This is a genomic window from Pseudomonas sp. P9_31 (assembly GCF_034008235.1).
GTDB lineage: Bacteria > Pseudomonadota > Gammaproteobacteria > Pseudomonadales > Pseudomonadaceae > Aquipseudomonas.
On record NZ_CP125375.1, the window covers coordinates 1,418,832 to 1,441,516 of the forward strand.

Below are 22,685 nucleotides of genomic sequence, written 5' to 3' on the forward strand. Positions count from 1 at the left end.
GAGCCAAGGCGAGCGGGGATGCTCGCCAGTGTAAGTCGGTAGGAAGCTATTCGATAGCCTCATAAGGAAGGCCGACGTAATTTTCCGCGATGGTTTTTCGACCCGCCTCGGAGTCAACGAAATAGGCCAGCTCCGACTCGCTGATGCGCTGGCTGAACGCATCGTGGTCGTCGAAGCGGTGCAGCATCGAGGTCATCCACCAGGAAAACCGCTCGGCCTTCCACACTCGCCGCAGGCAGACCTCGGAATATTTCTCCAGCAAATCCACACGGCCTTCGCGGTAAACCTTCAGCAGAATATTGAACAACGTACTGACGTCGCTGGCCGCCAGGTTCAAGCCCTTGGCGCCGGTGGGCGGGACGATGTGCGCGGCGTCGCCGACCAGGAACATCCGCCCGTACTGCATCGGCTCGACCACGAAACTGCGCAGTGGCGCGATGCTTTTTTCAATCGACGGACCGGTCACCAGCGTGTCGGCGAGGGCGGCCGGCAAACGGGATTTCAACTCATCCCAAAAGCGCTGATCGGACCAGTCCTCGACTTTGTCCTGAGCCGGAACCTGGAGGTAGTAACGGGTACGTGTCGGCGAACGCATGCTGCACAGCGCAAAACCTCGTTCATGCCGCGCGTAGACCAACTCCTCGTGAACAGGCGGCGTGTCGGCGAGAATCCCCAGCCAGCCGAACGGATACACCCGCTCGAACACTTTCAGGCAGTCAGCAGGAATCGACTGCCGCGCCACGCCATGGAAACCGTCGCAACCAGCGATGTAGTCACAATCGAGTCGCCAGGTTTCGCCGTCCTTGTCGAAGGTGACAAAAGGCTCAGCGGTTTTCATGCCGTGGGGGACGACATTGCTGGCTTCGTAGATCGTCTGCGCACCGGCGTCCCGACGAGCGGCCATCAGATCGCGGGTGACCTCGGTCTGGCCGTAGATCATCACGGTTTTGCCACCGGTCAACGTCTGCAGATCGATGTGTACGCGGCGTCCGTCGAGGGCCAGTTCGAAGCCTGCGTGAACCAGCCCTTCGGTGTCCATGCGCTGACCTACCCCGGCCTGACGCAACAGCTCTACCATGCCTTGTTCGAGCACCCCGGCGCGGATGCGACCCAGCACATAGTCCGGGGTCTGGCGTTCGAGGATCAGGGTGTCGATGCCGGCGTTATGCAGCAATTGGCCGAGTAGCAAACCAGAGGGGCCGGCGCCGATGATGGCGACTTGGGTTTTTAGCGTTTTCATTGTTTTTATGACTCGCAAGCTCCACGCGGCCAAGGCCGGTGAATGATTTTATGGATCGAGTACTTGCATTTTTCACTTGCGAGTCTGTCAATTGAAGGTGAAAACTGAGCCGATACCTGTACATTCTGCCAATCGGTGCGATTATCGCCCCGTTACCCTCGAGGCCTGGATTGAAGTGATGAACAAGCCTGACCTGCCATCGATTCCGGTGTTCAAGCTCTACGGTGAAAGCCTGGACTGGCCGACCCCGGATTTGTTGCACTGCGAAACCATTTCCAAACGCAGCCGCGAACATCAATGGGAAATCAAACCTCACCGCCATGCCGATTTGTGTCAGTTGCTCTTCGTCTTCAAAGGTCAGGCAGAGCTTGAGATCGAAGGTAAACGCTCACAATTGACCGAGCCGGCAATCCTGATCCTGCCGCCGTTATCGGTGCATGGTTATCGGTTTTCCGAGGACGTCGAAGGGTTCGTCGTCACGCTGGCCGCGCCGCTGGTCGCCCATCTTCAGGCGCAACTGGGCAATTCGGTGAATGCCCTGGCACAGGCCGAAAGCTATCCGGCGGGACAGGACAGCGGGTACCTCAACAGCCTGTTTTCAGCGCTGCAAAGCGAATACACCGGCCATCAACCGGCGCGGGAAATGCTCATGCATTCGCTGGTCAGCGTGATCATGGTGTGGGTCAGCCGTCAGGTGATTCAGCGCCACGCTGCCAATCAGCGTCCGCAGCGTGCCCGGGAATACCTCAACGGTTTTATTCAGCTGGTGGAAGAAACCTATCGCCAGCACGTCAAGGTCGAGGACCTGGCCCATCGGCTGGGGATTTCCGTGTCCCACCTGAACGGCACATGCCGTGAGCTGGCGGGGCAACCGGCGTTGCAGATCATGCATGAGCGTCAATTGCTGGAGGCCAAGCGCTTGCTGACCTACACCAGCATGACCATCTATGAAATGTCCGATGTGTTGGGGTTTTCCGATCCGACCAACTTCACACGCCTGTTCAGGCGTCGGGTGGGGATTTCGCCCAAGGCCTTTCGCGACCGCTTGAAGGCCGATCAGGACAACGAGGGCTGATCCCCCTTTTCGTTACCGGAGGGCGTTGAGGCTCGCATTGTGGGGAATGCAGCGCTCGAAGTTACAACTCGCGAAGTCACGGGGCACTTTTCGCAACTGTTCGACGCGCCAGGCGGCCGTGCCATACAGCGCCAGTGTCGCCACGCAAGTGATGAAAATGGCGAGGTATCTTCTTGTTTTGATGTTCATGGCGTTTGACCTCTGAACGAATACCTTTCGGTACTACTTTGAGCATAGGTCAGCGCGGATGAGTTGCCAGGGCCCTCGCGTTTAACGCGATATTCAGAACGATGATGACCCCTGTGGGAGCGGGCTTGCCCGCGATAGCGGACTGTCAGTCAGTATCTTTGTTGAATGTGACGACGCCATCGCAGGCAAGCCAGCTCCCACAGGGGAGGTGTTTACAGGCCGACATCCCACGCCGGTTCTTCGGGAAATCTGAGCACCAGAAAATCCAGCATGCTGCGCAGCGCCGCCGGCATGTGCTTGCGTGAGGCATACACCGCATAGATGTTCATCTGCCGGGGCTCGGCCTGGGGCAGCAGGCGGATCAGTTCGCCGCTGTGGATATGCACACCCGCTTGATAACTGGGCAGCATCGCCACGCCGGCCCCGGCCATCGTCGCGCGCAATAGCGTGCTGGCTTCGTTGGCGCTGATGTTGCCTTGCACCGGCACCGAGACGGGCTCGCCGTCCTGTTCGAAATGCCAGAGGCTCTTGCCGAAGTAGGAGTGGGTCAGGCAATTGTGCAGGCTCAGGTCTTCGACCCGTTGCGGCGCCGGGTGCTCGCGCAGGTAAGTGGGGGAGGCGCAGATCACCGAGCGACAGACTGTCAGCCGCCGGGCGATCAGGTTCGGGTCCAGGTCGTTGCTGGTGCGGATGGCCAGGTCGATGCGTTCATCCACCAGGTTCACCGTGCGGTCGAGCATTTGCATATCGATGCTGACGCCGGGGTAACGTTTGACGTAAGCCGCCATGGCGTCGGCCAGTTGCGCCTGGCCGAACGAGGTGCTGACGCTGATCCGCAGCAGGCCTCGCGGTGCGTCGTCCGGTTCGCTGACGGCGGCCTGCATGTCGGTGGACAAATCGAGCATCTGCCGGCAGCGAGGCAAAATTTCCGTCCCGGCGGCGGTCAGGCTCAACTTGCGCGTGGTGCGATGCATCAGGCGTGCGCCGACCCAATCCTCCAGCTCCGCCAGATACCGTGAAACCACCGGTCGCGACAGGTCCAGGTGATCGGCGGCGGCCGATTGACTGCCCAGGTCCACCACCGTGACGAACACCCGCATTGCTTGTAGACGATCCATGATTTGCCCGCTTTCAGAAACAAACTATGTTCAAGCATCGCATTTTTTGTATCGAACCAGGCAACTAAGCTCTGTCCCATCGCCAAACACGGCATTCGGACAACGGAGCAACAGATGATCGGCTTCACATCAATCAAACGCATTCTTCTGGCAACCGCCACCCTCGGCTTCGCGGCCCACGCCGCGGCGGCGTCCACCCTGACGCTGGACGTCTACAACCCTGGCACCAACGCGATCTTCCCGGTGACCTCGGTGCTGGTCAGCGGCGAGAAAGAAGCGATTCTGGTGGACGCGCAATTCGGCAAAGCCCAGGCCGAACAGGTGGTGGAAAAAATCCGCGCCAGCGGCAAGCAACTGACCACCATCTACATCAGCCACGGTGACCCGGATTACTACTTCGGCCTCGACACCGTGACCAAAGCGTTCCCGAAAGCCAAAGTGCTGGCCTCGCAACCGACCGTCGATCACATCAAAAAAACCGTCGACGGCAAACTGGCGTTCTGGGGCCCGAAAATGGGGGCCGACGTGCCGAACAAAACCATCGTGCCGCAGGTGCTCAAGGGCGACAGCCTGATGCTGGAAGGGCAGAAGTTGCAGGTGATCGGCCTGGATGGCAAGCAGCCGGATCGCAGTTTTGTGTGGATCCCGTCGATCAAGGCAGTGGTCGGTGGTGTGGTCGTCGCCGAAAACATTCACGTGTGGATGGCTGACACCCAGACCCCGCAGTCCCATGCCGATTGGCTGACGACGCTGCACACGATTGAAGCCTTGAAGCCGAACACCATCGTGCCGGGTCACTACCTGGGTGAGAGCGCTCGCTCTCTGGCGGCGGTGCAGTTCACTGCCGATTACATCAAGGCTTTCGACGAAGAAACCGCCAAGGCGAAAGACGCTGCCGAGCTGATCGGCGCGATGAAAAAACGCTACCCGACCCTGGGTGAAGAAAGCTCGCTCGAGCTGAGCGCCAAAGTCGCCAAGGGCGAGATGAAGTGGTAATCCGCCGCACTCAACTGATCATTCCCACGCTCTGCGTGGGAATGCAGCCAGGGACGCTCCGCGTCCCATCAAGAGCCGAACGCGGAGCGTCCGTTGAGGCATTCCTTTGCTGCGCGTGGGAACGATCATCTTCACCCAAGCCAACTGGAGAAACGTCATGAGCAACATTGCAATCATCGGTGCCACCGGTCGTGCCGGTAGCCAACTGTTGGAAGAAGCCCTGCGTCGCGGTCACAGCGTCACCGCCATCGCCCGCGACACCTCGAAAATCGGCCAGCGTGCCGGTGTGGTCAGCAAGAATGTGGACGTGCTCGACGCTGCTGCATTGCAAGCCGCCGTGGCCGGGCATGATGCGGTGATCAGCGCGGCGCATTTCTCCACCATCCCCGCCAGCGCCGTCATCGAGCCGGTGAAGAAGGCCGGGGTCAAGCGTCTGCTGGTGGTGGGCGGTGCCGGTTCGCTGTTGCTGCCGAATGGCTCTCGTGTAATCGACAGCGAAGGCTTCCCGGAGGAGTACAAGGCCGAGGCCAGCGCCGGCGCCGCGTTCCTGAATGCCTTGCGTCAGGAAAAGGAGCTGGACTGGACCTTCCTGTCGCCATCGGCGGAGTTCGTCGAAGGTGAGCGCACGAGCACGTTTCGAATCGGCAAGGATGATTTGCTGGTGAGTGCAGAGGGCCGCAGCTGGATTACCTTTGCTGACTTCGCGATTGCGCTGCTTGATGAAGTGGAAACGCCGAAGCATTCCCGCCAGCGGTTTACTGTCGGGTATTGATCTCCGCCACACCGCACGCCAGCGTTGATCGTTCCCACGCTCTGCGTGGGAATGCCTCAGCGGACGCTCCGCGTTCGGCTCTTGATGGGACGCGGAGCGTCCCGGGCTGCATTCCCACGCGAAGCGTGGGAACGATCTATGAGCATCTCTTAGCGGCTTTGCGCCTTCTCCACCAACCACCCCATCAATTCGCGCAACTTCGGCGAAGGTTCCGGTTTCTCGGGGAACACCAGGTAATACGCCAACCCTGTTTTCACCTTCAAATCAAAAGGCATGACCAGCCGTCCGGCACTCAGGTCATCGCCGATCAACGACCAATCGCCAATCGCTACACCTGTCCCCTGAGACGCCATCGACATCGCCAGGTCCAGGGTTTCGAAATGCTGACCTTTGCCGACATTGCTCAGCCGAATATCCGCAGCCTTCAGCCAGGCGTTCCAGTCCCGTTCATCGCGGGTGGGGTGCAGCAACAAGTGTTGCTGCAGATCGGCCGGAGTCTGCAAAGCCATCGGCCCTTCAAGCATCGGTCGGGAACACACGGGCGTCAGTTGCTCATCGAACAGATGCCGGGAGGCCAGTGAGCTGTCCGGCGGCGCGCCATACATCACCGCCGCATCGAATTGCTCGCGATGAAAGTCCACGCCGTGTTTCACCGTGGTGGTCAATTCCACCGGCACATCCGGGCGTTCCTTTTGCCACTGCAACAGGCGCGGCAACAGCCAGCGCATCACGCAGGTCGGTGCCTTGAGTTGCAGGGTTTCGCGCTTCTCGCCGATCTGTTCAACCGCCTCGTCGATCAGGCCGAAAATCTGCTGCACCCGTGGCAACCACTCCCGTCCTTCGGCGGTCAGGCTCAAGCCCCGCGCCTGGCGAATGAACAGCTCATAACCCAGATGATCTTCCAGCCCGGCGATCTGCCGGCTCACCGCGCCTTGAGTGATGTGCAGTTGTTCGGCGGCCCGGGTGAAGTTGCAGCACTGCGCGGTGATCAGAAAAGTGTGCAGCGCCGGCAGGGGAGGCAATCGTTTCATTGGGATCCAAGGTATGACGTGAGGACATGGCTAGTATGATTTTTTATCCATTGTTGCGGCTACGTGTCGCCCGTTCCAATGAGGCCATCCCTGGACCTGCCAATCCATCATAAACACTGCGCAGGCCCGGCGTCTCAAACGAACAAAAAGGGCAAACACATGGCGACGTGCGGCGAAGTATTGGTCAAGTTACTCGAAGATTACGGGGTCGAGCAGGTGTTCGGCATTCCCGGGGTGCATACCGTGGAGCTGTATCGCGGGCTGGCCCGTTCGAGCATCAACCACGTCACTCCACGCCACGAACAGGGCGCCGGCTTCATGGCCGACGGTTATGCGCGCACCAGCGGCAAACCGGGTGTGTGCTTCATCATCACCGGCCCCGGCATGACCAACATCACCACCGCCATGGGCCAGGCTTACGCCGACTCGATCCCGATGCTGGTGATCTCCAGCGTGCAATCGCGCAGCCAATTGGGCGGCGGGTGCGGCAAGCTGCATGAGCTGCCGAACCAGAGTGCACTGGTCGGCGGCGTGGCAGCGTTCTCCCACACCTTGATGTCGGCGGCTGAATTACCGGGCGTGTTGGCCCGCGCCTTCGCCCTGTTCCAGGCTGGACGTCCGCGTCCGGTGCACATCGAAATCCCGTTGGACGTGCTGGTGGAAGAAGCCGATGAGTTGCTCGCCAGCGTGCCGGTGAACATCGATCGAGCCGGTGCCTCGCCAAGCGCGATCAGCCGCATGACCGAACTGCTTGCCGGCGCAAAACGCCCGTTGATTCTCGCCGGTGGCGGCGCCATCGATGCGGCGGCCGAGCTGACTGAGCTGGCCGAACTGCTGGATGCGCCAGTGGCTCTGACCATCAATGCCAAGGGCATGCTCGAATCCAGCCATCCATTGCTGATCGGTTCGACCCAAAGTCTGGTGGCAACCCGTGCACTGGTGGCCGAGGCCGACGTGGTACTGGCCATCGGCACCGAACTGGCCGAAACCGATTACGACGTCACCTTCGCCGGCGGCTTCGACATTCCCGGCGTGCTGCTGCGCGTGGACATCGACCCCGATCAGACCGTGCGTAATTACCCGCCGAAAGTCGCGTTGGTCGCCGACTCGCGCAACGCCGCTCAGGCCTTGCTGAGTGCGCTATCCCACAAGTCGCTGGCCGAGCGTCGCAACGATTGGGGGCAAGTGCGTGCCGCGCGTTTGCGCGATGAACTGGCCGCGACCTGGGACGCCCCGACGCTGGCTCAGACCCGCTTCCTGGAAACCGTGCTGTACGAATTGCCGAACGCGGTGTTCGTTGGCGATTCGACCCAACCGGTGTACACCGGCAACCTGACCTTCAACCCGGAACGCCCGCGTCGCTGGTTCAACTCGTCCACCGGTTACGGCACCCTCGGTTACGCCTTGCCGGCGGCGATTGGCGCCTGGCTCGGTGGTAGCGTCGAAGGCGGTGCGCGCCCTCCGGTGGTGTGCCTGATCGGCGACGGCGGTCTGCAGTTCACCCTGCCGGAACTGGCCAGCGCGGTGGAAGCACGCACCCCGGTGATCGTATTGTTGTGGAATAACCAGGGCTACGAAGAGATCAAGAAATACATGGTCAACCGTGCCATCGAACCGGTGGGCGTGGACATTTACACCCCCGATTTCATCGGTGTGGCCAAGGCGCTGGGCTGCGCGGCCGAGGCGGTCAGCGGTGTCGAAGAACTGCGCAGCGCGCTGCGTCTCGCCACCGATCGCCAGGGCCCGACCCTGATTGAAATCGATCAGACCCAGTGGATGAAGGCGGTGTCGAAATGAGTTCTTCTGCGACGTTCCCGACCACGCTTGACGGCCTGTACATCGATGGCCAATGGTCGGCCGGCAACGAACATCTGCGCGTGATCAACCCGGCGACCGAAGCGCTGCTGACCACCGTTAACGGCGGCGATGCACACGCTGTCGATCAGGCCGTCACGGCGGCGACCCACGCGTTCAAAGAATGGTCGAAAACCACCGGCGCCGAGCGCGGCGCGATCCTGCGCAGAATCGCCGCTGGCGTGCAGGCCGGTCGCGAACAGTTGATGAAGTTGCAGTCGAGCAACAACGGCAAACCGCTGTTTGAAGCGGCCATTGATGTCGACGATGTAATCGCCACGTTCGAGTATTACGCCGATCTGGCCGAAGGCCTGGACGCGAAACAAGACAGCGCCGTGGCGTTGCCGAGCGATGATTTCAGCGCCCGTTTGCGCCGCGAGCCTTGCGGTGTGGTGGGGCTGATCGTGCCGTGGAACTTCCCGATGGTCACCACCGCCTGGAAACTCGCCCCGGCCCTGGCCGCCGGTTGCTGCGTGGTGCTCAAACCGTCTGAAGTGACGCCGCTGCCGGAGCTGGAACTGGCAACGATCATTGCCGAGGCCGGTCTGCCCAACGGTGTGTTCAACCTGGTCTGCGGCACCGGTCTTGCTGTTGGCGCACCGCTGTCGGCTGACCCGCGCATCGCCAAGATTTCCTTCACCGGCAGCAACGCAGTGGGCGTGCAGGTGATGCAGCGGGCGGCGGAAACCGTGAAAGGCGTGAGCCTGGAACTGGGCGGCAAATCCTCGCTGCTGGTGCTCAAAGACGCAGACGTAGAACTGGCCGTGGAAGTGGCCTGTGGCGGCGGTTTCTTCAACGCCGGGCAGATGTGTTCCGCCACCAGCCGCGTGCTGGTCGCCGATGAGCTGGCGGATAAATTTGTAGCGCGATTGAAGGCACGTGCCGAAGCCATTCGCGTGGCCGACCCGTTCGATCCGAATGTGGAAATGGGCGCACTGGTCAATCAGGCGCAATACCAGCGAGTGCTGGGGCACATCGATCGCGGTTTGAGCGCTGGCGCGAAGCTGATCTGCGGCGGTAATCGCCCGGCAGATCTCCCGCGCGGCTATTTTTTGCAGCCGACCATTTTCATCGACGTGCCCTCAGGCAGTGCGTTGTGGTGCGAAGAGATTTTCGGCCCGGTGATCTGCGTGCGCAGTTTCACCTCTGAAGCCGAGGCGATCGCGCTGGCCAACGACAGTCAGTTCGGTCTGGTGGCCAGCGTGGTCACCCGCGACAGCGAAGCGGCGGATCGGGTCGCCAATGCTTTGCAGGCGGGGCTTGTGTGGATCAACGCGCCGCAAGTGATCTTCCCGCAGACCGCCTGGGGTGGCTACAAACAGAGCAGCATCGGCCGCGAATTGGGGCCGTGGGGCTTGCAGGCTTTCCAGGAAATCAAACACGTGATTCGGGCCATCTGACAGCACGAAAAAGGTGAGCGCATGCCTCTTGATGAGGCATGCGCCAGCGTCATGGCTTCAATGAGTTTTTATCGATAGTCAGGTGTTTTGCACGACCTCAGGATGAACCCGTCGGCTCAGCTAACCCCCGTAAATACGGGGCCTAATGCAGATCTGGCCGCGCGGATGCAACGGTTGCGACCAACCTCATACTTAAAAAAACAAAGGGAGTCCTTCATGGGCGAGCATGATCTGAACAGACGTCAATTCATCAAAACCGTGGGCGTAGCTTCGGTTGCAGCGGCGGCCATGAGCATGCCGTTCATCCGGGCCAATGCCAGCGATACACGCTTTGCGGGCAAGACCCTGCGCTTGCTGACCTGGTCCGATGACACGGGCCTTGCGGCGCTGCGCAATATCGCGGCCACCTTCGAAGACAAATACGGCTGCAAGGTCATCGCTGACCGCACCGGCAGCACTTCGGAAATGGTCGCCAAGCTGAAGGCCGGCGGTGATCGCCCGCAGTACGACATCATCACCCTGGCAGGCGTCGGCGCCGAAGGTCTGGCCGCCGCCAACCTGCTGGAAAAACCCGACCTCAACCGCATTCCCAACCTGGTCGACGTGCCGGAGAAATACCGCACCGGCGCCAACGGTCATGGCATCGGTTACCTGTTGTGGTGCAACAGCCTGGTCTACAGCACCCGCACCCAGAAAGAAGCCCCGGACAGCTACGCCGCCCTGTGGGACGCGGACCTGGCACCGAACATCTTCCTGCCACCGCCAAACTGGACCGAGGCCATGGACCTGATCATCATCGCCGCCAAACTGGCCGGTGGTGACGAACACAACATCGAGCCGGGTTTCAAGAAACTCGCCGAGCTCAAGGACCGTGTAGTGACGTTGGGCGAAAACCCGAACCAGATCGCCGAACTGTTCCGCACCGGTTCCCTGGACATGGGCGGCCTGTACGCGCCAGCGTTCTTCCCGAAACAGATTCGCGATCCGGCCTACGGCCTGGGCGCCACGTTTGGCATGAAGGAAGGTTTCTACACCGATTTGATGCTGTCGGTGATGCCGAAGAATCGTCCGGGCGACACCGACATGGCGTACGCCTTCATCAACCACTCTCTGGACCCGCTGGTGCAGGGCAAGATGGCTGAAGACATCTACAACGGTCCGGTCAACGCCAAGGCGATCATCTCCGCCGAAGCGCGCAAGAGCCCGTACATCCTCACGCCGGAGCAGATTGCCGAGAAGGCGATCATGCACGACAACGCCTTCCTGGCCACCGTGCATGACCAATGGATTCGTCGTTACACGGAAATCTTTTCTTCCTGATCGAGTGGCGAGTACAGGATCTTAAAACCACTGAAGATCCCCTGTGGGAGCGAGCCTGCTCGCGATTGCGGACTGACATTCAACGTCGATGTCGGCTGACAGATCGCTATCGCGAGCAGGCTCGCTCCCACAAGGGGCCGATGTGTCTGGAAATCTTGTGTTCGCTCAGCTGCTTTCCATTGACGAGACCCTTGCTATGGAACACCAACCTCTGACTCATCCGGTAAGCGCGGCACCCACGCGCATCACTCGGGGTGTCTCACCGACAGCGCGCGCCTGGCTTTTTCTCACGCCGTCGATGCTGTTTCTCGGCGTGCTGATTGCCGCGAGCCTCTTGGTGCTGCGCATGAGCGTCGGCACCAAAGGCGCGGAATGGACCGGGTTCAACCTGGCCAGTTACGCGCAATTGCTGGAACCCTATTACCTCAAATCGTTGCTTCTGACCCTGCGCCTGGCGCTGATCAGTGCGGTGATTGCGGTGCTGCTGGCGATCCCGGTGGCCTACACCATGTCGCGGCTGACCTCACCGTTTGTACGGCGGATTTTCCTTGCGGCGGTGCTGTTGCCATTGCTGGTCAACCTGTTGCTGCAAAGCTACGGCTGGCTGGTGATTCTCGGCCCCGGCGGGATGCTCAATCAGGCGCTGATGGGCCTGGGCCTGATCAAGCGGCCGATCATGCTGCTCTACAACCAGAACGGCGTGTTGATGGGCCTGGTGCAAACCGCATTCCCGTTGGCCGTGCTGCCGATTGCCAGCGCCATGCGCGGCGTTGCCCGCACTTATGAAGAAGCCGCCGCCACCCTTGGCGCCAGTCGCTTGCAGGTGTTTCGCCAGGTGGTGTTGCCGATGAGTTTGCCGGGGATCATCACTGGCGCGACGCTGGTGTTCGCCTACAACGCCAGCAGCTTCGTGGTGCCGTTGCTGCTCGGTGGTCGGCGCGTGCCGATGCTGGCGGTGATGGTCCATGACCAGATTGCCCCGCTGATGAACTGGCCCGCCGCGTCCGCCGCCGGTGTGGTGCTGATCGTCACCACGCTCGCGATCATGACCTTGTCCGAATACATCACTGGCCGTCGTCGGCGCATGCTGGAGGCTTCGCAATGAGCTCTGTGATCAAGAAGCGTCACTCGCTGTTGCCGGGCGATACCGGCAAGTTTGCCGGCATCCTCTCGGGCTTCATTTTGCTGCTGGCGGTGCTGCCGATCCTGACCATGATCGTCATGTCGTTCAGCGGTGCGTCGAACCTCGACTTCCCGCCCAGCAGCTACAGCCTGCAATGGTACAAGGCCGCCTGGCACACCTTCGTGTCGCCGGACGCCAGCGACGTGCTGAGCCTGGGCAAAGCCATGAGCACCAGTTTGCTGGTGGCCTGCCTGACCATGGTTTTCGCCACGATCATCGCAGTGCCGGCGGCCTATGCCCTGACCCGTTGTGAGTTCCGTGGCAAGGCCGTGGCGTTGCAATTGATGTCGCTGCCACTGGTGTTCCCGATGGTGGTGTTGGGGCTGGCCTTGCTGTTGGTGTTCGACAGTTTGCCGTTCCAGATCACCACCTCGCGGCTGGTGATTGCCCATGTGATTCTGGCGCTGCCGTTCGTGGTGAAGAACTGCACGGCAGCGATGCTTTCCATCGGCAGCGAAGTCGAAGAGGCCGCGCAAATGCTCGGTGCCTCGCCGCTGCGGGCGATTGTCGATGTGGTGGTGCCGTTGATGAAGTCGGGGATTCTGGCGGGCATGCTGCTGGCGTTCATCGTCTCGTTCAACGAATTCACCGTGACCTATTTTCTCTACACCATCGACGTCATGACCGTGCCGATCTGGATGTACAGCCGCACCGTGTCTTCGCTCGACCCAACCGTATTTTCGTTTGCCGTGCTGATCGTGCTGATCGACTTCGTGCTCATTTGGGCGCTGGAAAAGTTGGTTGGCGAAGGCGGCGTTTCGTTCTGATTTCTTGAGGTGATTCAAATGACTGGTCTGATTCTGGAAAACGTCGAGAAACATTACGGCTCGGCCTGCGCGGTAAAAGATGTGAACCTGCATTTGCCCGAGGGCAAGCTGGTGTGTTTCCTCGGCCCCTCGGGCTGCGGTAAAACCACCTTGCTGCGGATGATCGCCGGGCTCGAAACCCTCACCGGCGGCGAGATTCGCCTGGACGGTGAAGACATCGGCCATACGCCGGCGCATCAGCGCAATTTCGGCATGGTGTTTCAATCGCTGGCGCTGTTCCCGCACATGACGGTGGGGGAGAACATTGCTTATCCGCTGAAACTGCGCGGGGTCAGCAAGGTCGATCAGCAGGCGCGGGTGGTGGAGTTGCTGGAGCTGATTCAACTGCAGGAAATGATTGATCGCCCGGTGGCAAAACTCTCCGGCGGTCAGCGTCAGCGGGTGGCGATTGCCCGTGCGATTGCCTCGCACCCGAAAATCCTGTTGCTCGACGAACCGTTGTCGGCGCTGGACGCCAAGCTGCGTGAGTCGATGCAGGTGGAAATCCGTCAGCTGCAACAGCGTTTGAACATCACCACCATCATGGTCACCCACGACCAGCGCGAAGCCATGACCATGGCCGACATCGTGGTGGTGCTGGGTGAGCATCGGGTGCAGCAGGTGGGCACGCCGATCGAAATCTATCGGCATCCGGCCAATGAATTCGTCGCGGATTTTATCGGTTCGGGGAATATCTTTCCGGCCACGGCGCTGGGCAACGGCAAGGTCAGCTTGCCCGGTGGCGATGCGCTGCAAGTGCCAATCTGCAGCAGCATTGTGGTGGGGGAGAAGGTGAAAATGCTGATTCGCCCTGAGGATCTGCAACTGTCGCAGCCCCAAGCCACGGCGGGGAATCGCTTGCTGGGCAAGGTGACGTTTGTGCGGGATATCGGTGCGACGATTGAAACCACCGTGGAGTGTTCCGGGGTGTCGTTTACCGCGTTGAGCACGCCGTCTCAGGGGATTGGGTTGAGCATTGGCAATCCGGTGTCGGTGACGTTGCCGGCTGAGGCGTGCCGAGTGCTGAGCGCCTGACTTACTGGCCCCATCGCGAGCAGGCTCGCTCCCACAGGGGCCGGTGTACACCGATCCAATGTGGGAGCGAGCCTGCTCGCGATGAGGCCGGAACAATCAATATCAAACTCGGCTAAACACTCAACCGCAACCGCGCCAAATCCCGCAGCGGTGGCGCGCCAAACAATCGGCTGTACTCACGGCTGAATTGCGAAGGGCTTTCATACCCCACCCGATAACCCGCCGCCGAAGCTTCCAGCCCTTCGGCCAACATCAACCGCCGCGCTTCTTGCAGGCGCAGCTGTTTCTGATATTGCAGCGGACTCATCGCCGTCATCGCTTTGAAACGGTGGTGCAGCGTCGACACGCTCAGGTTCACTTCCCGCGCCAGATCATCGATGCGCAGCGGTTGTTCAAAGTTGCCGTTGAGCCATTTGATCGCCTGGCTGATGCGATGGCTCTGGCTGTTGGCGATAGCAATCTCATACAGCCGATGACCCTGCTGGCTGCGCAATAACCGATACAGAATCTCCCGACGAATCAGCGGCGCCAGCATGGCGATGTCTTTGGGGGTGTCCAGCAAACGTGCCAGACGCAACACGGCGTCGAGCATTGCCGAGTCGATGCGCTCGACATACAGGCCACGGCCAGTGGGCCGTGTAGGCACGCCGATGGGGCCGGCGTCGGCAATCAGCGCGGTGATTTCCGCCGGGTCGATGTCCAGCCGCACGGCGAGGATCGGCTCCTCGGGCGAGGCATTCACCACTCGCCCGCTCAAGGGCATCGACACCGACACCACCAGGTAATTGAGCGGGTCGTAATTGAAGTACTCATCCGCCAACCGCACTTCCTTGCGTCCCTGGGCCATGATGCACAGGGCCGGTTGGGCCAGCCCCGGGGCGAAATCATGGGATTTGCTGTGACGCGACATGAACAGCGAACCGACGGCGGTGGCGTAGGAGCCATCGTCCAGCGTGTTGCGACGGATGAGGTCGGCCAGTTCCGCGCGCTGTTTTTCCATGTCGGCGGGAAGCGGAGCCTGAAAGTGATCGAGCGACGACATGCAGGGAATCCTCCGTGAAGTGTGGGTAATGGGCTGAGCTTAAATTTGTGCAAGGGACAGCGGTAGACACATCCTGCCAAAAGCTTGCCTGATTCTGCATGGGCTTCGTGAGCCGCCCGGTCATGACGTGACGCAGATGGGCAGCGCCTACACAAAACGCGTGTGACAGTGATGTGACGGGTTTTACCGGTTGTTACAGGTGTTGAGCCAAGTCTCGCAGGATTGTGCAATGCGTCGGCAGAAATCGACTAACGATGACCATGGCACGCCGCCTAATCTTGGATCCTGTCGCAGCCCGTCCCCGGCTGCCACTGAATGACCTGGGAGGGTTGAACATGTCTACGCAAATCCCCGTCAGTCATATGGCCTTCGTTCGCGCCCGCGCCGGGCGTTCGGCAGAACTCGGTGCGCGCCTGAGCGCCCTGATCGAGCCATCGCGCAACGCGCAGGGTTGCCTGAGCTTCGCCCTGCAGCACTCGCAATGCGATCCAGAGCTGTGGCTGGTGTCCGGTTTCTGGGCCAACCAACAGGCCATGACCGCTTACTTCGGCAGCCCGGCGATGCAGATTTTTGCCGAGCTGGTGCAAGACCTGGTGGTCAACAGCCTGGATTTTCATACCTTCAAGGATGTCTCGGCGGCCCAGGCCCTAGGCCAGTCCCAGGCAGCGGTACACAAACTCGCCGGTTGAGGGTTTAATGGCGTCATTCTCCATTAGCCAGGATCCGCGACATGGCACGTAAAGCCTTTGAACACTTCGAAGCCGTTTCAGCAGTAGTACCGGGTGAGGGCGGTTACCACGCCGCGATTGCCGTCAAAGCCCTCGGCGGTTCCGGTGCCCCGGTTTTTCACAAAGTGCTGGAAGGCCAGACCTTCAAGACCGCTCATGAAGCCGACGAGGCCGCGGCCAAAGAGCTGACCCACCTCAAAGACGTCAAAGAAAACGCCGACCTGCTCTGGTAATCACTTGACCGCCCCCGGGCGGAACATCTTGAACAGTGCCTCTGGCCCCAGCTGAAAATAATCCGCCGGCCCGCCGCCGCGCAGAATCGGTTCTGCCGCGGCGGTGTCGTACACCCCATCTTTCAACAGCCATTTGGCGATGTGCACGGCGACCACTTCGCCGAGAATCAGCCAGCTCGGCACCACTTCCTTGTTGGCACGCTGCAACTGAATGATCTGCGTGACCTTGCACTCGAAGGACACCGGGCTTTCGGCAACCCGTGGCACCTGAATGATTTTCGACGCGGCGGTGGTCAGCCCGGACAGTTCGAACTCGTTGACCTCAGGCCCGACCATGGCGCAGCTCTGGTTCATCTGCTCGGCCAGCGGCCGGGTCGCCAGGTTCCAGGCGAACTCGCCGGTCTGCTCGATGTTGTTCAGGCTGTCTTTGCGCCCGACGCTGGAAAAACCAATGATCGGCGGGATGTAGTTGAAGGCGTTGAAAAAGCTGTACGGCGCCAGGTTCAGGCGACCGTTGGCGTCCTGCGAAGAGATCCAGCCGATGGGGCGCGGGCCGACGATGGCGTTGAACGGGTCATGCGGCAGGCCGTGGCCGTTGGCGGGTTCGTAGAAATGGATGTCGTCGGTCATGGACGGGGTTCCTGAGGCTTTGTTTCGGGATCGATCATAGTGCAAGGACGAGCGGGTTATTTCCAGCGACGAGATCTAATGTGGGAGCGAGCCTGCTCGCGATAGCTCACTGACATTCAAAAGAGATGTTGCCTGTGACGTCGCCATCGCGAGCAGGCTCGCTCCCACTGGGTTTTGTGTCGATGCCGGCATTTTGCTTTGCTCCAGAAATGACTAAGGCCGACCAAGACCGGGCTATCAGTGGGTGAGATTAATCGCGCTATTTTGCCCGAGTGACAGAATTTTCATCCTGCACTTACCTATTTTTCACCGCTCCACCGCCAGTCTGCGCCCCGGTCAATAACCCGAAGAAACGGCCGCCATGAATACTGGAGCTCACCTTGCATGAATAAACTTCCTCAGATCACCCTGGCGTTCTGGGTCATGAAAATCTGCGCGACGACCCTGGGGGAAACCGCGGGTGATTTGCTGTCGATGACCCTCAACGTCGGTTACGCCATCAGTTCGCTGATCCTGATCAGCGTGTTCGTGCTGACGCTGGTCACGCAGTTGATGTCCAAAACCTACAAGCCGGTGCTGTACTGGATCGTGATTCTGTCGACCAGCACGGCCGGCACCACCATGTCCGACTTCATGGACCGCACCCTTGAACTGGGCTACGCCACCGGTTCGATGATCCTGATTGCGATTCTGCTGGGGATTTTCGCGGCCTGGCGCTTGAGCGGCGATTCGCTGAACGTCACCAAGGTCCAGACCTTCCGTGGCGAGATGTTCTACTGGATGGCGATTCTGTTTTCCAACACCCTGGGCACGGCGCTTGGCGATTACCTGGCCGACGACTCGGGCCTGGGGTTTGCCGGTGGCGCCCTGTTGATCGGCTCGACCATCGCTTTGGTGGTGCTGTTGAAATACTTCACGAAGCTTTCGTCGGTGCTGCTGTTCTGGGTGGCGTTCGTGCTGACGCGGCCATTCGGCGCGACCTTGGGTGACTTCCTGACCAAACCCCATGCAAAGGGTGGCCTGGATTTCGGTACCGTCGGCTCGTCGCTGGTGTTGGCGGGGATTCTGCTGGTGATGATTGCGGGGGCGTCTTACGTGCAGGGCAAGTACGCGAAGCAGGAAGTTGCCGAGTTGTCTTGAGACCGGGTAGCGGCCTTCGCGAGCAGGCTCGCTCCCACAAGGGTCGGTGTACACAGATCCAATGTGGGAGCGAGCCTGCCCGCGATGGGGCCTAACAGCCTCCATCAATGTTGCTATTAGTCCGTCTCGATCCGCGAATGCTTGCGGGTGTCTTTCATGGTCACATACACCAGCAACGACACCGCGATGCACGCCGTGACATACCAGTAGTAACCGGTTTCCATGCCGATGCTCTTGAACCACAGCGCGATGTATTCAGCGGTACCGCCGAAGATCGACACGGTCAGCGCGTACGGCAGGCCAACACCCAGTGCACGGATTTCGGTGGGGAACAGTTCGGCTTTGACCACCGCGTTGATCGAGGTGTAGCCGCTGACGATGATCAGCGCCGCCATGATCAGGAAGAACGCGCCCCACCAGGTCTGGATGGTGTGCAGGGTGGTCAGGATCGGTACGGTGAACAGGGTTCCGAGAATACCGAAGGCGATCAGGATCGGTCGACGACCGACTTTATCCGACAGCCCGCCGATGATCGGTTGCAGGCACATGAACAGGAACAGCGTGGCCGCGGAAATCGTGGTGGAGTCGGAAATGCTCATGCCGACGGTGTTCACCAGGTATTTCTGCATGTACGTGGTGTAGGTGTAGAACGCCAGCGTGCCGCCCATGGTCAGGCCGACCACGGTCATCAGTTCTTTCGGATGGCGCAGCAAGGTGCGCATGGCGCTTTCCTTGGCTTTCTCTTTTTTGCTGAACGACTCGGTTTCTTCCATGCCACGACGCAGGTAGAGCGCGACCACGGCACACAGCGCGCCGATGGCGAACGGAATGCGCCAGCCCCAGGCGTACAGCTCTTCGGTGGTCAGGAAGTTTTGCAGCACGATCAGCACACCCAGGGCGATGAGCTGGCCGGAGATCAGCGTCACGTACTGGAAACTGGAGTAAAAACCGCGACGTTCCTTGGTCGCCATCTCGCTGAGGTACGTGGCCGAAGTGCCGTACTCGCCACCGACCGACAAACCTTGCAGCAGGCGGGCGAACACCAGCAGGATCGGCGCGCCGATGCCGATGGTTTCATAGCCCGGGCTCAGGGCGATCAGCAACGAGCCGAAGCACATCAGGTAGACCGAGGCCATCAATGCGCGTTTGCGACCGGCGCGGTCGGCGTAGAGGCCCATCAACCAGCCACCGATCGGGCGCATCAAAAAGCCCACGGCGAAGATCGCGGCGGTGTTGAGCAGTTGTGCGGTGGTGTCGCCTTTGGGGAAGAAGGCTTTGGCGAAGTACAGGGAGAAGGCGGCGTAGACGTACCAGTCGTACCACTCGACCATGTTGCCGACAGAGCCGCTGAAGATCGATTTGATCCGGCTGGCAGTGGTTTTTTCTTTGACCGGCACGGCAGCCGACCCAAGGGGCAGGGTGTTGGAGTTATCCATTGAAGGATCCTCGTTTAATTGTTTTTGTGGAGCGCGTTAAAACGCAGCCTGCTGGGGCTATAGCAGGAGCTGTGCCAAGGGGAGGAGGGCCGGTTTAGAGGGGGTTGCGGGTTTTGTTGAGCGGAAATCCGCTTATGGAATTGGGGTTGGCAAGCGGAAATCCGCCGGAGCTGATCGTTCCCACGCTTCGCGTGGGAATGCCTCAACGGACGCTCCGCGTTCGGCTTTTGGGACGCGGAGCGTCCCGGGCTGCATTCCCACGCGGAGCGTGGGAACGATCATTCGCCGAGGAACATCTCACGGCTCAACCCATGCCGCTGCATCTTTTCATTAAAGGTACGACGCGGCAGTTGCAGTTCTTCAAGCACCGCTTTCACATCACCTTTATGTCGGGTCAATGCCGCGCGCAGGCAATGCGCTTCGAAGGCTTCTTGCTGCGCCGCCAGCGACTGGCCGGGATCGATCCCCACCGGCTCCGGTTCGTCCAGGCCCAGCACTTGGCGCTCGGCGACGTTCGCCAGTTCGCGCACATTGCCCGGCCAGTCGTGGCTCAGCAGATGGCTCAATTGCGGCCCGCTCAAGGGTGCAAAGGTGCGACCCAAACGCTCGGCGGCACTCTGCGCGAAGAACTCGAACAACAGGGGAATGTCTTCACGCCGATCGCGCAACGGTGGCAGCCGCAACTCGGCGACGTTCAATCGATAGGCCAGATCTTCGCGAAAACGTCCGGCCCGGGCTTCCTCCAGCAAGTCGGGTTTGGTCGCGGCGATGATCCGCAAATCCACGTGGATGCTCTGGTTGGAGCCCAATCGCTCCAGTTTCTGCTCCTGCAACACCCGCAGCAGTTTCACCTGTTGGGCCAGGGGCATGCTTTCGATTTCATCGAGAAACAGCGTGCCGCCATCGGCGTATTCGAGCTTGCCAATACGTTTGCCCTGGGCACCCGTGAACGCGCCGCTCTCATGACCGAACAGTTCGGCCTCGAACAACTGCTCGGGAATCGCCGCGCAATTCAGTGCCACGAAGGGTTTGTCTGCACGGGGACCGAAGTCGTGCAGGCAACGGGCAACCAATTCCTTGCCACTGCCGGTTTCGCCCCGGATCAGCACGTTGACCGGCAGCGTCGCCAGATCCAGCACCTGCCGGCGCAGCGTTTGCAAACCACGGGATACACCCAGCAGGGTGGCATCGAGTTTGGCGCGATTGTCTGCCTGTTCGTGCAGGGCACGGTTTTCCAGCACCAGTCGGCGCTTGTCCAGCGCGCGGCGCAAGCTGCTCAACAGGGTTTCCGGGCTGAAAGGTTTTTCGAGGAAATCGTAGGCGCCATCGCGCATCGCTTCGACGGCCATCGGCACATCGCCGTGACCGGTCAGCAAGATCACCGGCAAGTCGGCATCGCGGCGCTGGACTTCGGCCAATAGCTCCAGCCCGGTCATGCCGGGCATGCGCACGTCGCTGAGGATCACCCCGGGGAAATGTTTCGGCAGTTGCGCCAGGCACTCGTCGGCGCGACTGAACAGCTGCACTTCGAACCCCGACAGGCTCAGCCACTGTTCGACGGCGCTGCGGATGCTGCTTTCGTCATCGACCACCATCACCGAATTGAGCATCAGCCAGGCACCTCCAGATCAATGGGCAACGTCAGGGTGAACACCGCGCCGTTTTCACCATTATCGGCACTCAAGCGCCCGCCCGCTTCGTGAGCGATGGCGAACGAGACGGCCAACCCGAGGCCCAGACCATCACCCACCGGTTTGGTGGTGAAGAATGGGTCAAACACGTTATCCAGGTTCTCTTCGGCAATGCCGCCACCGTTATCGGAAACGCTCAGGCGCCACAATTGTTCATCGGCTTCGAGGCGGATTTCCAGACGTTTGCAGGGTTTGTCGTGCATCGCATCCAGCGCATTACGCAGTAGATTGATCAACACCTGTTCCAGACGAATCGCATCGCCACGCACCCAGGCCGGGCGCGTCAGATGCAACACGGTGCTGACGTGCTCGTCACGCAGCCGCGCATCGAGCAACTGCAAGGATTGATCGACCACCGCCGCCAGGTCCAGCCGTTCGCGCAGACCGCTGGGGCTTTTGCGGGCGAAGGTTTTCAGGTGGCCGGTGAGGGCGGCCATGCGCGTGAGCATGTCGTCCACCGGTTTGAGCGCCTTGTAGGCGTCCTCGACCCGACCGTGATCGAGCAGCAGCCTCAGCGTCGCAAGCTGCATGCGTTGGGCGGTCAGCGGCTGGTTGATTTCATGGGCCAGCGCCGCCGACATCTGCCCGAGGGCCGCGAGTTTGGCCGATTGCACCAGCCCGTCCTGGGCGGTGCGCAGGTCGCGGGTGCGTTCCTCCACCAGTTGTTCGAGTTCTTCACGACTGCGCTGGCGCATTTTGGCCAGGCGCCAGCGCTGGTTGAGGAACAGCAGCAAAAACACGATGGCCAGCCACACCCCGGCGGCGGCGAGCCCGGCGTTGCGGCGGTCTTCGAAAGCGATCTGCGGGCGGCGCAGCAGGTGCAGCGTCCAGCCTTCGGCGGCCAGCGGCAGCGATTCCCACAGGTAATCCGCCGCTCCGTCGGGGCCATCGACCCGGGTTAGCGCACTGTTGTCGTCGAAGCGCCGCACCGATTGATAGTCAAGCGGGGTCAGCGGTTGTTTGTCGTATTGGCGCGTGGCCTTGAGCTCGGCGCGGTCGCTGTCGCCGAGCGGTTTCAATTGGCGATAGCGCCAACCGGGCTGATTGGCGATGAAGATGATCCCGCGCGCATCGCTGACCAGCAAGGTGTCACTGCCCTGGCGCCATTCGCGCTCAAGCTCCGGGAATTCGAGTTTGACCACCATGGCACCGAGGAACTCATCACCGTCGCCGGTCACTGCGCTGGACAGGAAGTAGCCCGGAATGCCGCTGGTGACGCCCACCGCGTAAAAGCGCCCGGTGCCTTGGGTTCGCGTCTGGCTGAAGTAGGGGCGGAAGCCATAGTTGTGGCCGACGTAACTGCTGGGCAAACGCCAATTGCTGGCGGCCACGGCCCGGCCGGTGCGGTCGAGCAGTTCCAGGGTCGAGGACTGCGCGGCGCCGTTGATTTTTTCCAGTTTGCGATTCAACGCAAGCTGCTGTTCGGGGCTCACCTCACCGCTTAGCGCGGCGCGCAGTTCCGGGTCCAGCGCCAATACGGCGGGCAAGGCGCGGTAGCGGTCGATCAGGGTGTGCAGCGAGTTGGCGTACAGCGACAATTGCTGATTGGCGCGGGTAGCGTCCTCCACCAACGCCTGGCGTTCGGCGTGGCGGATGGCCAAAGTGGCCGCAAGAACGGCCCCGGCGATTATCGACAGGGCATAAAGCAATCGGCGCAAGGATTGTGAAGTCGCGAGCATAGGGAATATCGACGCAGGTGCGGGTAGGCACGATAGCATGCAGCGCAGGTTTTCCCTGACATTGATACGTGTCGATCACCCCGCGCT

General features: G+C 60.7%; 21 protein-coding genes. 12 read left to right on the top strand and 9 right to left on the bottom strand.

What is annotated here, in order from left to right:
- Positions 1-46 precede the first annotated feature (46 nt).
- Positions 47-1,240, bottom strand: coding sequence for a 4-hydroxybenzoate 3-monooxygenase (pobA, locus tag QMK51_RS06470; RefSeq protein WP_320393486.1), 1,194 nt, complete (start codon positions 1,238-1,240; stop codon positions 47-49).
- Between the two features lie 178 nt (positions 1,241-1,418).
- On the opposite strand from pobA, the gene QMK51_RS06475 reads away from it, so the two are divergent.
- Positions 1,419-2,315, top strand: coding sequence for a helix-turn-helix domain-containing protein (locus QMK51_RS06475; protein WP_258699348.1), 897 nt, complete (start codon positions 1,419-1,421; stop codon positions 2,313-2,315).
- Between the two features lie 12 nt (positions 2,316-2,327).
- Here QMK51_RS06475 and QMK51_RS06480 read toward each other — a convergent pair whose 3' ends face one another.
- Together QMK51_RS06480 and QMK51_RS06485 are read right to left on the bottom strand one after the other, a co-directional pair.
- Positions 2,328-2,504, bottom strand: a complete 177-nt coding sequence (locus QMK51_RS06480) for a hypothetical protein (RefSeq protein ID WP_320393487.1) — start codon at positions 2,502-2,504, stop codon at positions 2,328-2,330.
- 212 nt (positions 2,505-2,716) lie between these two features.
- Positions 2,717-3,622, bottom strand: a complete 906-nt coding sequence (locus tag QMK51_RS06485) for a LysR family transcriptional regulator (RefSeq protein ID WP_320393488.1) — start codon at positions 3,620-3,622, stop codon at positions 2,717-2,719.
- Positions 3,623-3,736: 114 nt separating this feature from the next.
- Here QMK51_RS06485 and QMK51_RS06490 point away from each other — a divergent pair, with 114 nt between their 5' ends.
- The gene (locus QMK51_RS06490; RefSeq protein WP_320393489.1) at positions 3,737-4,618 is read left to right on the top strand and encodes an MBL fold metallo-hydrolase; all 882 of its coding nucleotides are present in this window, start codon (positions 3,737-3,739) and stop codon (positions 4,616-4,618) included.
- Between the two features lie 157 nt (positions 4,619-4,775).
- Positions 4,776-5,390 (top strand): NAD(P)-dependent oxidoreductase, encoded by a 615-nt coding sequence (locus QMK51_RS06495; RefSeq protein ID WP_320393490.1) that lies wholly within the window; start codon positions 4,776-4,778, stop codon positions 5,388-5,390.
- Positions 5,391-5,539: 149 nt separating this feature from the next.
- Here QMK51_RS06495 and QMK51_RS06500 read toward each other — a convergent pair whose 3' ends face one another.
- Positions 5,540-6,421, bottom strand: a complete 882-nt coding sequence (locus QMK51_RS06500) for a LysR substrate-binding domain-containing protein (RefSeq protein WP_320393491.1) — start codon at positions 6,419-6,421, stop codon at positions 5,540-5,542.
- Between the two features lie 159 nt (positions 6,422-6,580).
- Here QMK51_RS06500 and QMK51_RS06505 point away from each other — a divergent pair, with 159 nt between their 5' ends.
- The 6 genes from QMK51_RS06505 (at position 6,581) to QMK51_RS06530 (ending at position 14,019) form a co-directional block, all read left to right on the top strand.
- Entirely contained in the window at positions 6,581-8,218 is a 1,638-nt protein-coding gene (locus QMK51_RS06505; RefSeq protein WP_320393492.1) for a 5-guanidino-2-oxopentanoate decarboxylase, read from the top strand.
- Entirely contained in the window at positions 8,215-9,675 is a 1,461-nt protein-coding gene (locus QMK51_RS06510) for an aldehyde dehydrogenase family protein (protein ID WP_320393493.1), read from the top strand. Before QMK51_RS06505 ends, QMK51_RS06510 begins: the two co-directional genes overlap by 4 nt.
- A 216-nt stretch (positions 9,676-9,891) precedes the next feature.
- Positions 9,892-10,995, top strand: coding sequence for an extracellular solute-binding protein (locus QMK51_RS06515; RefSeq protein WP_320393494.1), 1,104 nt, complete (start codon positions 9,892-9,894; stop codon positions 10,993-10,995).
- 196 nt (positions 10,996-11,191) lie between these two features.
- On the top strand, positions 11,192-12,100 hold the full coding sequence (locus QMK51_RS06520) for an ABC transporter permease (RefSeq protein WP_258699356.1): 909 nt from the start codon (positions 11,192-11,194) through the stop codon (positions 12,098-12,100).
- A complete protein-coding gene (locus QMK51_RS06525; RefSeq protein ID WP_258699357.1) occupies positions 12,097-12,945 on the top strand; it encodes an ABC transporter permease in 849 nt (282 codons plus the stop codon). Before QMK51_RS06520 ends, QMK51_RS06525 begins: the two co-directional genes overlap by 4 nt.
- Before the next feature lie 18 nt (positions 12,946-12,963).
- Positions 12,964-14,019, top strand: coding sequence for an ABC transporter ATP-binding protein (locus QMK51_RS06530; RefSeq protein ID WP_320393495.1), 1,056 nt, complete (start codon positions 12,964-12,966; stop codon positions 14,017-14,019).
- Positions 14,020-14,131: 112 nt separating this feature from the next.
- Here QMK51_RS06530 and QMK51_RS06535 read toward each other — a convergent pair whose 3' ends face one another.
- Positions 14,132-15,061, bottom strand: coding sequence for an AraC family transcriptional regulator (locus QMK51_RS06535; protein ID WP_320393496.1), 930 nt, complete (start codon positions 15,059-15,061; stop codon positions 14,132-14,134).
- 335 nt (positions 15,062-15,396) lie between these two features.
- Between QMK51_RS06535 and QMK51_RS06540 the strand changes: the two genes are divergently transcribed.
- Positions 15,397-15,750, top strand: coding sequence for an antibiotic biosynthesis monooxygenase family protein (locus tag QMK51_RS06540; protein ID WP_320393497.1), 354 nt, complete (start codon positions 15,397-15,399; stop codon positions 15,748-15,750).
- Between the two features lie 41 nt (positions 15,751-15,791).
- Positions 15,792-16,022 carry a hypothetical protein gene (locus QMK51_RS06545; RefSeq protein WP_320393498.1) on the top strand — a complete coding sequence of 77 codons (231 nt, stop codon included), beginning with the start codon at positions 15,792-15,794 and terminating at the stop codon, positions 16,020-16,022.
- Here QMK51_RS06545 and QMK51_RS06550 read toward each other — a convergent pair whose 3' ends face one another.
- Positions 16,023-16,652, bottom strand: coding sequence for a flavin reductase family protein (locus tag QMK51_RS06550; protein ID WP_320393499.1), 630 nt, complete (start codon positions 16,650-16,652; stop codon positions 16,023-16,025).
- A 384-nt stretch (positions 16,653-17,036) separates the two neighbouring features.
- Between QMK51_RS06550 and QMK51_RS06555 the strand changes: the two genes are divergently transcribed.
- Positions 17,037-17,792, top strand: coding sequence for a hypothetical protein (locus tag QMK51_RS06555; RefSeq protein ID WP_320393500.1), 756 nt, complete (start codon positions 17,037-17,039; stop codon positions 17,790-17,792).
- A 116-nt stretch (positions 17,793-17,908) separates the two neighbouring features.
- Here QMK51_RS06555 and QMK51_RS06560 read toward each other — a convergent pair whose 3' ends face one another.
- From QMK51_RS06560 to QMK51_RS06570, 3 genes are all read right to left on the bottom strand, one after another.
- Entirely contained in the window at positions 17,909-19,228 is a 1,320-nt protein-coding gene (locus QMK51_RS06560) for an MFS transporter (protein WP_320393501.1), read from the bottom strand.
- A gap of 278 nt (positions 19,229-19,506) precedes the next feature.
- Positions 19,507-20,838: a sigma-54 dependent transcriptional regulator gene (locus tag QMK51_RS06565; RefSeq protein WP_320393502.1), complete on the bottom strand. Its 1,332-nt coding sequence runs from the start codon at positions 20,836-20,838 to the stop codon at positions 19,507-19,509.
- The gene (locus QMK51_RS06570) at positions 20,838-22,598 is read right to left on the bottom strand and encodes an ATP-binding protein (RefSeq protein ID WP_320393503.1); all 1,761 of its coding nucleotides are present in this window, start codon (positions 22,596-22,598) and stop codon (positions 20,838-20,840) included. The genes QMK51_RS06565 and QMK51_RS06570 overlap by 1 nt, the downstream gene beginning before the upstream one ends.
- Between the last annotated feature and the right edge of the window lie 87 nt (positions 22,599-22,685).